General features: G+C 63.7%; 14 protein-coding genes and 1 pseudogene. 13 read left to right on the top strand and 2 right to left on the bottom strand.

Annotated elements, in window-relative coordinates:
* Window positions 1-318 precede the first annotated feature (318 nt).
* The 10 genes from PX52LOC_RS26245 to PX52LOC_RS26200 all read left to right on the top strand — a co-directional run bounded on the left by PX52LOC_RS26245 (window position 319) and on the right by PX52LOC_RS26200 (window position 7,796).
* Window positions 319-789 carry an acyl-CoA thioesterase gene (locus PX52LOC_RS26245; RefSeq protein ID WP_246173470.1) on the top strand — a complete coding sequence of 157 codons (471 nt, stop codon included), beginning with the start codon at window positions 319-321 and terminating at the stop codon, window positions 787-789.
* 91 nt (window positions 790-880) lie between these two features.
* Entirely contained in the window at window positions 881-1,390 is a 510-nt protein-coding gene (locus PX52LOC_RS26240; RefSeq protein ID WP_149112867.1) for a MaoC family dehydratase, read from the top strand.
* Between the two features lie 76 nt (window positions 1,391-1,466).
* On the top strand, window positions 1,467-3,029 hold the full coding sequence (locus PX52LOC_RS26235; RefSeq protein WP_149112866.1) for a glutamate--tRNA ligase: 1,563 nt from the start codon (window positions 1,467-1,469) through the stop codon (window positions 3,027-3,029).
* A 13-nt stretch (window positions 3,030-3,042) separates the two neighbouring features.
* Window positions 3,043-4,044, top strand: coding sequence for an adenosine kinase (locus PX52LOC_RS26230; RefSeq protein WP_149112865.1), 1,002 nt, complete (start codon window positions 3,043-3,045; stop codon window positions 4,042-4,044).
* A 1-nt stretch (window position 4,045) separates the two neighbouring features.
* Window positions 4,046-4,621, top strand: coding sequence for an RNA 2',3'-cyclic phosphodiesterase (gene thpR / locus PX52LOC_RS26225; protein WP_149112864.1), 576 nt, complete (start codon window positions 4,046-4,048; stop codon window positions 4,619-4,621).
* A 151-nt stretch (window positions 4,622-4,772) separates the two neighbouring features.
* Window positions 4,773-5,726, top strand: a complete 954-nt coding sequence (locus tag PX52LOC_RS26220; RefSeq protein ID WP_149112863.1) for a tyrosine-type recombinase/integrase — start codon at window positions 4,773-4,775, stop codon at window positions 5,724-5,726.
* Between the two features lie 62 nt (window positions 5,727-5,788).
* Window positions 5,789-6,196 (top strand): IS5 family transposase, encoded by a 408-nt coding sequence (locus PX52LOC_RS26215; RefSeq protein WP_168218752.1) that lies wholly within the window; start codon window positions 5,789-5,791, stop codon window positions 6,194-6,196.
* Between the two features lie 14 nt (window positions 6,197-6,210).
* Window positions 6,211-6,618 (top strand): transposase, encoded by a 408-nt coding sequence (locus PX52LOC_RS26210; protein WP_390635622.1) that lies wholly within the window; start codon window positions 6,211-6,213, stop codon window positions 6,616-6,618.
* Between the two features lie 41 nt (window positions 6,619-6,659).
* Window positions 6,660-7,049, top strand: coding sequence for a TIGR03067 domain-containing protein (locus PX52LOC_RS26205; protein ID WP_149112862.1), 390 nt, complete (start codon window positions 6,660-6,662; stop codon window positions 7,047-7,049).
* Between the two features lie 177 nt (window positions 7,050-7,226).
* Window positions 7,227-7,796: a hypothetical protein gene (locus PX52LOC_RS26200; protein ID WP_149112861.1), complete on the top strand. Its 570-nt coding sequence runs from the start codon at window positions 7,227-7,229 to the stop codon at window positions 7,794-7,796.
* Window positions 7,797-8,025: 229 nt separating this feature from the next.
* Here PX52LOC_RS26200 and PX52LOC_RS26195 read toward each other — a convergent pair.
* Window positions 8,026-9,157 (bottom strand): IS3 family transposase gene (locus PX52LOC_RS26195; protein ID WP_390637529.1). Its coding sequence is split into 2 segments (ribosomal slippage): window positions 8,026-8,874 and window positions 8,876-9,157, totalling 1,131 coding nucleotides; the frame shifts between segments, so codons are not numbered across the junction.
* A 155-nt stretch (window positions 9,158-9,312) separates the two neighbouring features.
* On the opposite strand from PX52LOC_RS26195, the pseudogene PX52LOC_RS44080 reads away from it, so the two are divergent.
* The 3 genes and pseudogenes from PX52LOC_RS44080 to PX52LOC_RS44075 form a co-directional block, all read left to right on the top strand.
* Window positions 9,313-9,474, top strand: a pseudogene (locus tag PX52LOC_RS44080) (DnaB-like helicase N-terminal domain-containing protein); the annotation flags it as partial.
* A 16-nt stretch (window positions 9,475-9,490) separates the two neighbouring features.
* Window positions 9,491-10,633, top strand: coding sequence for a replicative DNA helicase (locus tag PX52LOC_RS26185; RefSeq protein WP_149112860.1), 1,143 nt, complete (start codon window positions 9,491-9,493; stop codon window positions 10,631-10,633).
* Window positions 10,634-10,933: 300 nt separating this feature from the next.
* Complete coding sequence (locus PX52LOC_RS44075; RefSeq protein WP_149112859.1) at window positions 10,934-11,254, top strand: helix-turn-helix domain-containing protein; 321 nt, start codon at window positions 10,934-10,936, stop codon at window positions 11,252-11,254.
* On the opposite strand, the gene PX52LOC_RS26175 is transcribed toward PX52LOC_RS44075, so the two are convergent.
* On the bottom strand, window positions 11,163-12,458 hold the full coding sequence (locus PX52LOC_RS26175) for a hypothetical protein (protein ID WP_149112858.1): 1,296 nt from the start codon (window positions 12,456-12,458) through the stop codon (window positions 11,163-11,165). The genes PX52LOC_RS44075 and PX52LOC_RS26175 overlap by 92 nt on opposite strands.
* Window positions 12,459-12,623 lie beyond the last annotated feature (165 nt).

Raw genomic sequence — 12,623 nt, 5'->3', positions numbered from 1 at the left:
GCTCACTCCCTTTTCGCTTCTCATGCCGACCGTCACAGCTGGCCTATTCTGAAAAGCAAAAGACCTTGCCTCGAAACCGTTCGTCCGAAGCGTGGTCCTTGGGAGAGTCTTAAAACCGCGATTCAGGTCGTGATTATGCCCCAAGGACACGAATCCCTTACGAAACCATGAGCGATGAGATCAACGGCAACATGCGGATTCTGCCAAGTCGATTGCAGGCGCGCGTGAGCCGTAAGAACGAGTACAAAACGGAGAAGTACCTTCCTGGGTTGCGGACAATCAAGAAGTGAAAAAATATCTCGGCTTCTGGGAGTAATCGTGTCCGAACCTTACCTCGCTCTGCAAGTGGTGATGATGCCGAAAGATGCGAATCCGCACCCGACGCCGTTCCTGTTGCCGGACGGTACCACCGGAACCCTCTTTGCAACCATCTTCGGCGGTGTGATTCTCAGTAACATTGACATCGCGGGGTCGATCGCGGCCCGGAGGGAGATCGTTCTGCGCGGCGGGCAGTCGGGCGCGCAGTTCGTCACGGTGGCCGTCAACCGGGTCGAGTTCAAGCACCCGGTCCTCGTGGGCGACGTGGTGAAATTCCTCGCGAGTTGTGTGCGAATCGGCCGAACGTCGATCACCATGCACATCGATGTCGTCGCCGAGCGCGGCAACGAAGTCTTCTCCGTCACCGAGGCGGAAGTCGTGTACGTGGGCGTGCGGCCGGTGGGAGCGGATCGGCAGCCTGTGCTGTTACTTCCTTCCGCAACACCGCCCGGCCCGGAAGCGTCCCCGTAAACGGCACTTGGAATCGCGACGGCAATCGTATAAATCATTCACTTGAGTGAACGGGTTCACTCCGTCCGGCATCGAGTGCCTGAGGCTCCCAATGGGTTATTCTTCGGTCCACCTCTTCTTCGACGATCTCGAAGTCGGCATGTCGTGGGAGTCGGGCGGGCGGACGGTTACGGAGTCGGATATCACGAACTTCGCGGGTTTCAGCGGCGACTTCAACCCGATGCACGTCGACCACGCCTACGCGGCCAACACGGCCTTCCGCCGGCCGATCGCGCACGGCTTCGGCGTGTTCTCGATGGCGAGCGGCCTCGGCATTCAGTCGCCGCCGGTCCGCACCATTGCGCTGCTGTCGGTCCGCACCTGGAGTTTCGTGCTGCCCGTGTTCATCGGCGACACCATCCGCGTTCGCACCCGCGTCGTCGAGAAAACACTCCGCGGTCGGGGCAAGCGGGGCGAGGTGGTCTGGAACCGGGCGATCGTCAATCAGGAAGGCAAGACCGTGCAGGAAGGCCAAGTCATCACGCTTGTCGAGTGCCGCCCGCTGGCCAAGATGAACCTCCAGCCGGCGGTCGCCCAAGCGGGTGTGAACGGGATCATTTAACGCTTTCGAGAGCGAACCCGGCCCATCCGGGTATTCTCTTCTCCCACACCGAACGCCGCCTCGCGATTTTCGAACCATGAGCATTCGCACCCGTTTTGCCCCGTCGCCGACCGGATACCTCCACATCGGCGGCGTTCGCACGGCCCTCTTCAATTGGCTCCTCGCGCGAGGGCAAGGTGGCCAGTTCATCTTGCGCATCGACGACACCGACGATTCCCGGAACCGAGCCGAGGCGGTGAAGCCGATCATCGACGGGTTCAAGTGGCTCGGCATGACCTGGGACGAGGGGCCGGCCGACGACGCGGGCGGCGACAGTTTCGGTCCGCACAAGCCGTACTTCCAGGGTCAACGAAACGGCAAGTACGAAGCAGCCGCGATGAAGTTGATGGCCGAGGGGAAGGCGTACCCCGACTACACGACGCCGGAACAACAAGACGCGGCCCGCAAGCAGGCGGAACTCGCCCGCAAGCCCTACGTCCACCGCGGGAGCAATCGCGACGTTTCGCCGGAGGAGAACCTTCAGCAGTATCAGGCCAGGAAGGTCCCGATCCTGCTGAAGGTGATCCCCGGCCAAAAGGTGACGTTCACGGACCACGTCCGTGGTCGAATCGACGTGAGTACCGACACGATCCGCGACCCGGCCTTGCTTCGGGCACCGGACGCGAAAGGAATTTGTCGGGCGCTCTACAGTTTCGCCACCGTGGTGGACGAGGCCGACTTCGGTATCACGCACGTTGTGCGAGCCGAAGAACACCTGACGAACACGCCCACGCAAATCCTGATCTTCCAGGCTCTCGGTGCGACCCCGCCGGAGTTCGGCCACGTGCCGTTGATCTACCGCAACGGCAAGAAGATCAGCAAGCGCGACCTGCCGCCGCTCTCCCCTGAGGAGATCGGCAAGCTCAAGGCGTGCGGTTGGACGGAAGAGGAGATCAAGGGCCGCGACGACTTGAACCTCGCCACCGTCGCCTACTACCGCGAACTCGGCTATCTGCCCGAGGCCCTCATCAACTACCTCATCCGCCTCGGCTGGTCGCTCGACGGTGAACAGGAGATCATCCCGCTCGACGTGGCGATCAAGAAGTTCAGCCTCGACCGCGTGACGAAGGCCCCCGGCAACTTCGACATGCAGAAGTTGTTCTGGGTGCAGGGCGAGTACATGAAGCTCCTCTCGACCGAGGAGAAGCTCGAACGCTGTATCCCGTTCCTGACGAAGGCGAAGCTGATCGGCGACGTTCTCGACGCGAAGACACGGGCTATTCTCACGACGATCGTGGACGCCTCCGGGGATCGGATCAAACTCTTCAGCGACATCCTGGCTTATGCCGCGCCGATCCTGAAGGACGACATCGAGTACGACCCGAAGGCCCGCGAGAAGGCGTTCAAGGACGCGAATGCGAAGTCGCTCCTGGCGGAGTTCGCGGAAGCCTTGAAAGCAGCCGAACCGTTCGACGCGGCGACGATCGACAAGGTAATGCACCAGTTTGTGGCCGACCGCGGACTGAAGTTGAACGCGATTCAACTGCCGACGCGGGTCGCCGTCACGGGCGTCGGCGTGGGCTTCGGCCTATCCGACACGCTCGCCATTCTCGGCAAGGAACGGGTGCTGAACCGGGTCGCGGCGGCCCTAAAACTCTAGGAAGGAGCCTGTGATGAAGAAAGACTACCACCTCTGCGGTCTCGGCAACGCGATCGTGGACATTTTCCTGGAGCTCGACGACGCCGAGTTCGCCCCACTTGGCTTCGAGCGGGGCACGATGCGGCTGGTGGACAAGGCCGAACAGGAACACTTGTTCCGCAAATTCCACGACGCCAACCACGACCTGCCGCTCGTTAGCGGCGGGTCGGTTGCAAACAGTGTCATCGCACTGTCACAACTCGGCGGCCGCGGGGCGTTCATCGGGTGCGTCGGCGACGACCGCTACGGCCTCCACTACGCCTCCGAGTTCGAGAACCTGAACATCGACATCGGCAGCCCGGTCTTGTTGAACGAGACGACCGGCACGTGCGTGTGCGTCATCACGCCAGACGCCGAGCGGACCATGCGGACGCACCTCGGCGTTTCGAGTCACCTCGCGGCCCGGCACGTGGATGCGAACCGCGTTCAGAACAGCGAGTGGCTGTTCATCGAGGGGTACGTGTTCGCCAACCCGGAAACGGGGCAGCACGCCATCCGCCAGGCCATTTCGATTGCGAAGGCCGCCGGGACGAAGGTCGCGCTCACCTGCTCCGACGCCTTCATCCCAGCCGTCTTCGGCGACGCCTTCCACGACGCCCTCGCCCACAGCGACCTGCTCTTCTGCAACGCCCCGGAAGCGGCCGCTGTCACCAAGACCGAGAAGTCCGAAGACGCATTCGCGAAGCTGAAGAAGATCGTTCCCAACGCCGTCGTGACGGACGGGCCAAACGGCGCGTTCGTTCGGTTCAACGGGGTCGAATCGCACGTCCCCGCGTTCACCTGCACGCCCAAAGACCTGACCGGGGCCGGCGACATGTTCGCCGGGGCGTTCCTCTACGGCATCACCCACGGCTATCAACCCGACGTGGCCGCCCGCGGCGCGAACCTCCTGGCGATGAAAGTCATCTCGCAAGTGGGCGCGCGGTTGCACCACGGCACGCAAGACTACTGGAAACAAGCCCTCGGCGGCAACTAACATGGCCCGACTCAAGCTCTTCACCGGCATCGACGTTGGCGGTGTCATCCGCGGCAAGGCGGCTACGCTCCAGCAACGGCTCTCGGACAGCGGCGCGAACGTGAACTGGGCGGCGGCAGAGAACTTTCACATCACCTTGAACTTTCTCGGCGACGTGGACGACCGCGACCTACACGGCATCTGCCGGGCCGTCGCGGACGTGGCCAAGACCGAACCCCCATTCCGCCTCGGCATCTCGGGCGTGGGGGCCTTCCCAACCCCCCGGCGGCCGAAAATCGTGTGGGCCGCCATCACCGATGGTTTAGACGTGCTGCAACGCATCCACGCGGCCGCCGAACCGAAATTGACCGCCCTGGGCGTGTACCGCCGGGAAGAGCGCGGGTATACTCCCCATTTGACGCTCGGCCGCGTGAAGGACGAAACCGACGGAAACCTGATCGCCGCCGAGTTGCCGAAGTACGCCGAGTGGAACGGCGGGGACACCTACGTTCAAGAAATTTTGGTTTACAGCAGCGACCTCCGTCGGGACGGCCCGGTCTATTCCGTGATCGGCCGGGCGGCGTTATCGGGTCGCTAACGCGGACCGCCGCACCCGTAGCTCAACTGGATAGAGCAGCCGCCTTCTAAGCCAATTAGCACAGTTCACAAACCCCTGAAAATCAGGCATTTTCGCCGCGTAGAATCCCGCAGAACTCTGACGTGACAGAGTTCGCACAGGGAGATTACGCATGAGCCGCAGCAACGGGCCGGAACCGTTCTTCCGAGCCGACCGGGGCATTTGGTACGTTCAGGTCCACGGCAAGCAGCACAACCTCGGGCGGGACGAGGCGGAGGCCCGCAAGCGGTGGCACGCACTGATGGCCGCCCCGCCGCCCAGCACATCCGACCATCCGGAAGACCCGCTCTTGGCCACGGTGGTCGATGAGTTCCTGACGTGGACGCAGCAGCACCGCGAAGCCCGCACCTATACGTGGTACCTAAATTACCTTCAGGAGTTCGTGGAATCGCTACCGCAGGCCGCGACCTTCACCGTGTCCCGTCTGAAGCCGTTCCACGTCGAGAAATGGGTGTCCGCCGCGAAGGAACGGTGGGGGGCGAGCTGCCAGCACGGGGCGATCCGTTCGGTGCAGCGATGCTTCCGGTGGGCGGAGAAGCAGGGGTACATCCAGCTATCCCCCGTCCGGCACATCGAGAAGCCGACCCCGCAGCGGCGGGAAAAGGTCATCACCACCGACGAGTACAAAACGATCCTCGCCCACTACAAGGAGATCGACCCCTTCCGCGACATGCTGGTGTTCGCGTGGGAGACCGGGGCGCGGGCGCAGGAGATCAGGATCATCGAGAAGCGGCACTACCGCGAGGACAAGAAGCGGATCGAGATACCGCCCGCCGAGGCGAAGACCAAGCGCTGGCGGATCATCTTCCTGAACGACGCGGCCAACGCCATCGCCCAGAAGCTGGTGAAGGGTAGGCCGACAGGAGAGATATTCCGCAACGAGGACGGCCAGCCGTGGACGACGTTCTCGACGAGCTGCCGGTTCGCGAGGCTGGAGAAGAAGCTGAAGGAGCGGTACTGCCTGACACTGTTCCGTCACGCATGGTGCCAGCGGATGCTGGAGATCCAACCACAGCGTCCTGCAGTCCGTCTTGTGAGGCGTGGAGACAGCACTAGGCCGTGTTGACGAGCCGTGTTCGTTCGGGGTAAGAGTTTAGGTCGATCCCGACCATTCCGAGGCACGACGCCGTGCGGTACTTGCTCACGGACGACCACTGGGCCATCCTCGAACCGCTCGTCGCCCAGGCCAAGCAGTTCACCGGCGGCCAGCCGCCACGCCTGTCCGACCGCATGTTCTTCGAGGCAATCCTGTACTGGGCCCGGACCGGCATCCCATGGCGGGATCTGCCGAGCGAGTTCGGGGCGTGGGACGCCGTGTACCACCGGTTCGGCCGGTGGGCCCGCTCGGGCAGCCTGCGGCGGCTGTTTGAACTGCTGACCGCCAACCCCGACCTGGGTGACGTCCGCCGCATCCTGGTCGACTCCACCGTCGTCCGCGCCCACCAGCATGCGGCCGGGGCACGGCGGAAGAAAAAAAGATCGGGGCGGCACGAAGTGCTCGCCGTGAGGGTCTTGGCCGCAGCCGGGGCGGGCTGACCACCAAGGTTCTCGTGGCGGCCGTCGACGAGGGCACGGCCCTCGCCGTCGAAGTGTTGCCGGGCCAAGCCCACGACGCCCCGCGGTTGGGGCCGCTGCTCGACGCCACCATCGCTCGCGTGCCGCACTTCGACGAGGCGGTGTGCGACAAGGGGTTCGATGGGGACGACCAGCGGCAGGCGTGCGTCGACCGGGACGTGTTCCCGAACATTCCCAGCCGGAGCAACCGGGTCGAGCCCCAGCCGTTCCTGCCGGACGGGTATCGAGAGCGGAACAAGGTGGAGCGGCTGTTCGGCAAGGCCAAGCAGTTCCGCCGGTTCGCCACCCGGTACGAGAAGCGGAAGACGATGTTCCTCGGTGTGGTCCATTTGGTGTTCGGCGTCCTGCGACTACGGCGACTCAGGAACATCAACACGGCCTAATACCGTGCGTGATCCTGGGCCTCCTTTGTGGCTGCGATTCAATGGAAGACGGGGACAATGAGCCGACGCGATCAGTCGAGGAAGAACACGCACTCCTTAACGGGAAATGGAGGCTGATTTCCGCCGAGGCGAACGGCCAGTCAGAAAAGCCCGTGGTCTCGGTGATTGAGTTGGTCAGTGGCCAGGGTAAGATCGATAACGGCCCTGGCTTCGCCCCCCTCGACACGACCTACACGATCGACCCGTCGCAGCGGCCGCGATCGATCGACGTTTCCATCAAGCAGTTTAAGACGACGAACAAGGGGATCTACCGCTTGAAGGGGGACCGACTCACGATGGTCTTTCAAGGCGACCACAAGGGTGAACGGCCGACGAGCTTTCGGACAAAAGATGGCGAAGTCTTGAACACCTACGAACGAGTTAAGCCCTGACCCGGGCGCGTCCTGACCCGTTGCTCGACCAGACACGCTCATCGCCCGGCGGGCAGCGAGATCGCGGGGCAACGTGGCTGGGCGTCAGCGTCCATTTCTGGTTGCCGGAATTCCATCGGTTGGCTAGAGGTATTGCAGGTCTGTAAACTTTTTCGAGACGCCAAAGAGGTTCCGGTAATGACCCGCTTACTTGCCAACTCTGTTACTGGTCACGCGATCTTGACGCTGGCGTTTTTATTCGGGGTCACCCCATCCTCAATTCATGCCCAGTCTACCGACGAGGTGAAGCAACTCCAGGCGAAAGTCGCCGAGCTGGAGGCGAAGTTAAAACTTGCCGAGAAGGAAGCCGAACTGCTCAAGAAAGAACTTGCCCTGCCCAAAGACAATAAATCCATCTCGACAACCGGGAAATCGTTGAGCGCTCGGCTCAAGACCGACTCCGTCCTGTCCGGAAGTATGATCTTCGACAATAAAGACAGTGGCAAACTCACCATCACGATCACCGACCGAACCGGCGATAAAGTGAAGGCCGCTTACAAGTTCGAATACAAGGAGCCGAACGGGAAAGTGGGCCAAGTGGCACGTGATCTCGAGGGGGAGATCAATGATAACAGGGTCACGTTCAAGAGCGTCGGCAGGGCGAGTAAGTTAAACATTACCCTGTCGATGAAGGACGATGCACTGAACGGGTCTGTCACGTCCTCGGAAATCGGCGGTGGCAAGGTCGGGTTGAAGTTCGGGAAGTGAGAAAACGGACTACCCTCCACCCGATCGGAGGGTAATTTTTCACCCCAGCTTGACGATGCCCTCACGCACCACGGCCAAGATCTGCCGATGACTCGGCCAGACACGAACCGTCGTCCGGCACATCATCCTTGCCCCACGCCGGCCCGGCGGGTAGGCTCATTTCTCACCACCGCATCCGTGTCGAGTATAGTGGACCCCATTTGCGAGACCAAAAACCGACGAATTTAAGCTACTCCTTCGCCGGCTCTTTTGACCGTCCGGCCCGGTACACCTCGGCCGGGGTCTTGTACCCCAGTGACTGGTGCAAGCGGGCCTCGTTGTAGAAGGTGAAGTACGCCTTCAACCCCCGCTCCAACTCGGTCACCGTCTCGTATCCCCGCAGGAACACGTCCTCGTACTTCACCGTCCGCCACAGCCGCTCGACGAACACGTTGTCCAGGCACCGCCCCCGGCCGTCCATGCTCACCCGCGCCCCGGCCGCCTCCACCCGCTCGACCCACGCCCCGGCCGTGAACTGCACCCCTTGATCGGTGTTGAACACCTCCGGGGTGCCGGCCGCCAACGCCTCGTCCAGCATGTCCCGGCAGAACGCCCCGTCGAGCGTGTTCGACAACCGCCAGGCCACCACGTACCGGCTGTACCAGTCGATGGTGGCGGCCAAGTACATGAACCCGCCGGGCAGCGGCAGGTATGTAATGTCGGCACTCCACACCTGCCCGACGCGGTCGATCGGCACGCCGCGGAGGAGGTACGGGTACACCGGGTGGCCCCGCCCGGCCGACAGCTTCGGCTTCGGGTGGATGGCTTCCAGGCCCATGACCCGGAGCAACCGCTGGACCCGCTTGCGGTTCGCCGGGTGGCCGTTGCGGGCCAGCCACCGGGCGATCCGCCGGCTGCCGTAGAACGGGCAGGCCGTGTACTGCTCGTCGATCCGCCGCATGAGGGCCAGGTTGTCGGCCGACTCCTCGGCCGGCCCCCGGTAGTACGTGGCCCGGCCGAGCCCGACCAGTTGGCACTGCCGACGGACGCTCAGGTCGGCGTGCCCGGGGTCGATCAGCGGCCGCAGGTCGTCAACCGAACGTCGCAGCTTTTTTTTTCACCCAGTCGAGCTCGACCTTGAGCCGGCCGATCTGCTCGTACAGCGCGGGTGTCTGGTCGTCGCCGGGGGCGACCGCCTTCGCTCCGGCGGCGAACACGGCCTCGGCCCCGGCCAGGAGTTGCTTCTTCCACCCGTGGATGAGGGTCGGGTGGACGCCGAAGTGGGCGGCCAACTCGTTGACCGTCTTGTCGCCCTTCACCGCGGCCAGAGCGACCTGGGCTTTGAACGCCGCCGTGTGGGTCTTCCGCTTCGCCGTCATCAGGACCACCTCCGAGGGCCGCCAGAGTAGCTTACCTGGCGGTCTCAGTTTCGGGGTCCACTATAGCCGCGGCACGAGATCGCGCCGCCGGTGATGCCGTACTGCGTGCCCGATGGGGATGTACTCCCCACGCCACCACACACGAAGGGAGAGAAGTTTTGAACAACCTCGACGCCGTTTGTGAGTCCGAGCGCGTCGTGTGCGGGTCCGTGCTCCTCGGCGCGGAGCACGTGGACGCCGCGGCCGCGGTCGTGACGGCCGACGACTTCGCCCACCACGCCACCCGGCTCGTGTTCGAAACCGCCCGCCACCTGTCCGACGCAGGCCCGCCGGCCGGTGAGCGCCGAGACGGTGTTCGCCGAACTGGTCCGCCTCGGCCAGCGGGACGAGATCGGCGGCCCCCAGTTCCTCGCCGAGTTGTTCGACCGGGCCGGGTCCGGGGCGGACCTGTTCTACCACGCTGAGCAGGTGCGCAACGCGGCAGCGGTCCGACGGCTGCACCGCCTGGCGGTCGAAATGACCGGGCTGACGCGAACGTCCGGGCAACCAGCCGCGGACCTGCTCGCCGACTTCGAGCAAAAGCTGTTCGACATCGGCGCGACCGCCGCGAGCCGGGGCGACGGCATTGTGAGCGCGGATGAGGCGATTGCGGAAGCGAAGGGAAGAATCGACGAACGGCAGTTAGCTGGCAAGCCACGGGGCGTGGCGACCGGGTACGCAGACCTCGACGAATTCCTCGGCGGGTTGCGGCCCGGGACACTGACGATCGTGGCCGCGCGGCCGTCCGTCGGCAAAACCGCACTGACCGCCGGTCTTCTGTTGAACGCGGCCGCGGCAGGAACGTCCGGGTTATTGGTCAGCCTCGAAATGTCCCGCGAGGAAATAGCCGAACGGTTCTTGGCGATGGTCAGCAACGTGAGTCTGTCGCGGATCAGCGGGACGGACAAACTGAACCCGAGCGAGTTGGGCAAGGTCTGCTCAGTGAAGGTGGGCTGGAACGGCGGCCGGGTGTGGATCGACGACCGGCCCGGGCAAACGGCCGCCCGCATCGCCTCGACGACCCGGCGGGCCGTGCGGCGGCACAACGTGGGGCCGATCGTCATCGACTATTTGCAACTCGTTCACGCGGAAAACGCTCGTGATCCACGTCACCTGCAGGTGGGCATGGTGGCAACGCGGCTAAAGGAACTGGCCCGAACCGCGAGGGTTCCCGTCGTCGCGCTCGCCCAACTGAACCGCGAGATCGAGAACCGCACGGACGGGAAGCCGAAGCTCAGCGACCTGCGCGACAGCGGGCAGATCGAGCAGGACGCCGACTCCGTGATCTTGCTGCACCCACAGCCCGCCGACCCGAAGGCGCTCGTTCAGGACGTGGACGCGCTTCTCGAAAAGAACCGGAACGGCCCGCGTGGCGTGGTGCCCCTGCTGTACCGCCGCGCGAACGTCCGGTTCGAACCGCGATCTGTGGAGTGCCGGTAACATGCGCGACGAACCTGACGTACTACTCGTCCTTCGCCCCGTGGCGGATGCGCCGCCCGTTGACAAAACTCGCGGGTGCGGCGGACAAGACTTCAGCAGTGGCCATGAGTCGCTTCCGGTACCAACCAAATCACGTAAGTGGCGGCCCTACGGAGTAGGCAGGTTCTGCAATCCAAGAATTCGCTCTGCGTTCGGCGCGAAGTTGTCGAGTTCTATGTGCCACAAACAGCCGCGCCTCGTGTGACCTCAGCAATCCACGACGTGCGGAAGGTCGGCCGGCCTCCACGTGGCGTGAGAGTGATGGCCGGCAGGCGAATCATCAAGGACTCAGTAGAGGGGCATTCGGAAATGACGAACCACTTGTCGCCGGACGAGTTCGCGGAAGCGCTCGGCATCAACCCGGCGACCGTCTACCGATGGCTGAGGCAGAAGCGCGTCCGCGGTCGTCGGCCCGGAGGTCCCCGGGGTCAGTGGTGGATTCCGGCGACGGAAGTCGCCCGATTGACCGGAGAGCCCGCACCGCGGGCCATCAGCGAGAAGGAGGCCGCGTCCTACCTCGACACGCTGATGACCGAACTCCGGACCGAGTCGGAGGCCCGGCCGTCACCCGCCGGCGTCTGACCCCGCCCCGCCCTTTCCCTTCCGCCTCGCGGTGTTCGCCGCCTTCTTGAAGTCCAAGTCCGCGTACTTCTCTGCCACGTTCATCGACTTCTGCCCCAGCTTTGCCCGGGCGTGGTCCAGGTCGAAATCGGCCTGCGTCTCGGCCGACACCAAGTGACGGATTTGGTACGGCGACCAGTGCGGAACGCCGGCCTTCGCCGCCGCCCGCTCCACGGCCTTCGCGTAGCTCTGTCGGGTCCACTTCGCGTTGTGCTTCCTCGCCCCCCGGCTTCGCCCGCTTCATGTCGAGCGACTCACGGCGGTACGACTCCGTGAAACTTTCGAACGGCTGGAACAGCGGCACGTTGTCCGGCCGGGTGAGCCGCGGCTCGACGATCATCCGCTCCTCCTTGCCCAGCACGATCACCCGAACGTGACCGAACCGGGCCGTCTTGTGAACCTTCCGCACGTACACCCACACGCCTTCGCGGTCCAGGTCGCGGGCTATGCCGCCGATCTTCACCAACCCGCCGCGGTGGACCTCGGCCCCGGTCATGTTGAACAGGTCGCTCGGCCGCATCCACGTCAGCAGTTGCAAGTTGACCATCGCCGCCACCGTGGGCGTGAGGAACTTCAGCGTCGCCTCGACGTGCTCCCGCGGGACCGGCTCGACGTCCTTCTCGCGCCGGGCCGACGAGATGGGCAAGTTCTTGATGGCCAGGATAGGGGTGGCCGCGTCCCCGGAAATCTTCTTACACTCGATCGCCCAGGCGTACACCCGCTTCAGGTTTGCGAAGCACGTCCGGAGCGTCGTCTGACTGTACTTCGGCTCGACCTCGCCTTCCCCGCCTCCCTTGACCGGCCGCTGTTCCTCGGCCTTTCGCTTGAACAACCCTTTGAGTTCTTGCGGGGAGACGTGATCGACCTGCTTCAACGCCACCGGGCCGAGGTGGTTGATGAGAAACGCGATCTGCCGCTTCTTCTCCAGCGACGGCGGGGCGTCGGGCGATTTCAGGTACCCGCCGATCAGGTGGGCCAGGATGCCGCCGGCGTCCTTCGGCGTGGACGCCGGGTTCACCGCATACTGCGCGACGAACGACCGGAATTTCTCCTCCGACTCGGCCGACCCGAACCGGCCGAAGTATTCTCGCTTCCCGTTCACCCAGCAGGTGGCGTAGCCTTGGAATTCGCGCAGTTGGGGTACGACTGCCTTCTTCCGACCCATGATGTGACTCCGATTTCCGATGATTTCCGACGAAATGGGTCGACGTGAGAAAGCATCGGCCGTTTGACCGATGCGAATTGACTGGAAATTAAGGGTTTTTAGTGGGCGGTACAGGATTTGAACCTGTGACTTCGTCCGTGTGAAACCACGTTGATAAACGCCTGT

Source organism: Limnoglobus roseus, from assembly GCF_008254045.1.
GTDB classification, from domain to species: domain Bacteria; phylum Planctomycetota; class Planctomycetia; order Gemmatales; family Gemmataceae; genus Limnoglobus; species Limnoglobus roseus.
This window is presented reverse-complemented; position numbering and strand designations above follow the sequence as displayed.

Excerpts from the sequence above, each read along its gene's own strand:
- PX52LOC_RS26240 (WP_149112867.1), top strand. The coding sequence starts at position 881 with ATGGGTTATTCTTCGGTCCACCTCTTCTTCGACGATCTCGAAGTCGGC.
- PX52LOC_RS26235 (WP_149112866.1), top strand. The coding sequence starts at position 1,467 with ATGAGCATTCGCACCCGTTTTGCCCCGTCGCCGACCGGATACCTCCAC.
- PX52LOC_RS26230 (WP_149112865.1), top strand. The coding sequence starts at position 3,043 with ATGAAGAAAGACTACCACCTCTGCGGTCTCGGCAACGCGATCGTGGAC.
- thpR (WP_149112864.1), top strand. The coding sequence starts at position 4,046 with ATGGCCCGACTCAAGCTCTTCACCGGCATCGACGTTGGCGGTGTCATC.
- PX52LOC_RS26220 (WP_149112863.1), top strand. The coding sequence starts at position 4,773 with ATGAGCCGCAGCAACGGGCCGGAACCGTTCTTCCGAGCCGACCGGGGC.
- PX52LOC_RS26205 (WP_149112862.1), top strand. The coding sequence starts at position 6,660 with ATGGAAGACGGGGACAATGAGCCGACGCGATCAGTCGAGGAAGAACAC.
- PX52LOC_RS26200 (WP_149112861.1), top strand. The coding sequence starts at position 7,227 with ATGACCCGCTTACTTGCCAACTCTGTTACTGGTCACGCGATCTTGACG.
- PX52LOC_RS44075 (WP_149112859.1), top strand. The coding sequence starts at position 10,934 with ATGGCCGGCAGGCGAATCATCAAGGACTCAGTAGAGGGGCATTCGGAA.
- PX52LOC_RS26175 (WP_149112858.1), bottom strand. The coding sequence starts at position 12,458 with ATGGGTCGGAAGAAGGCAGTCGTACCCCAACTGCGCGAATTCCAAGGC.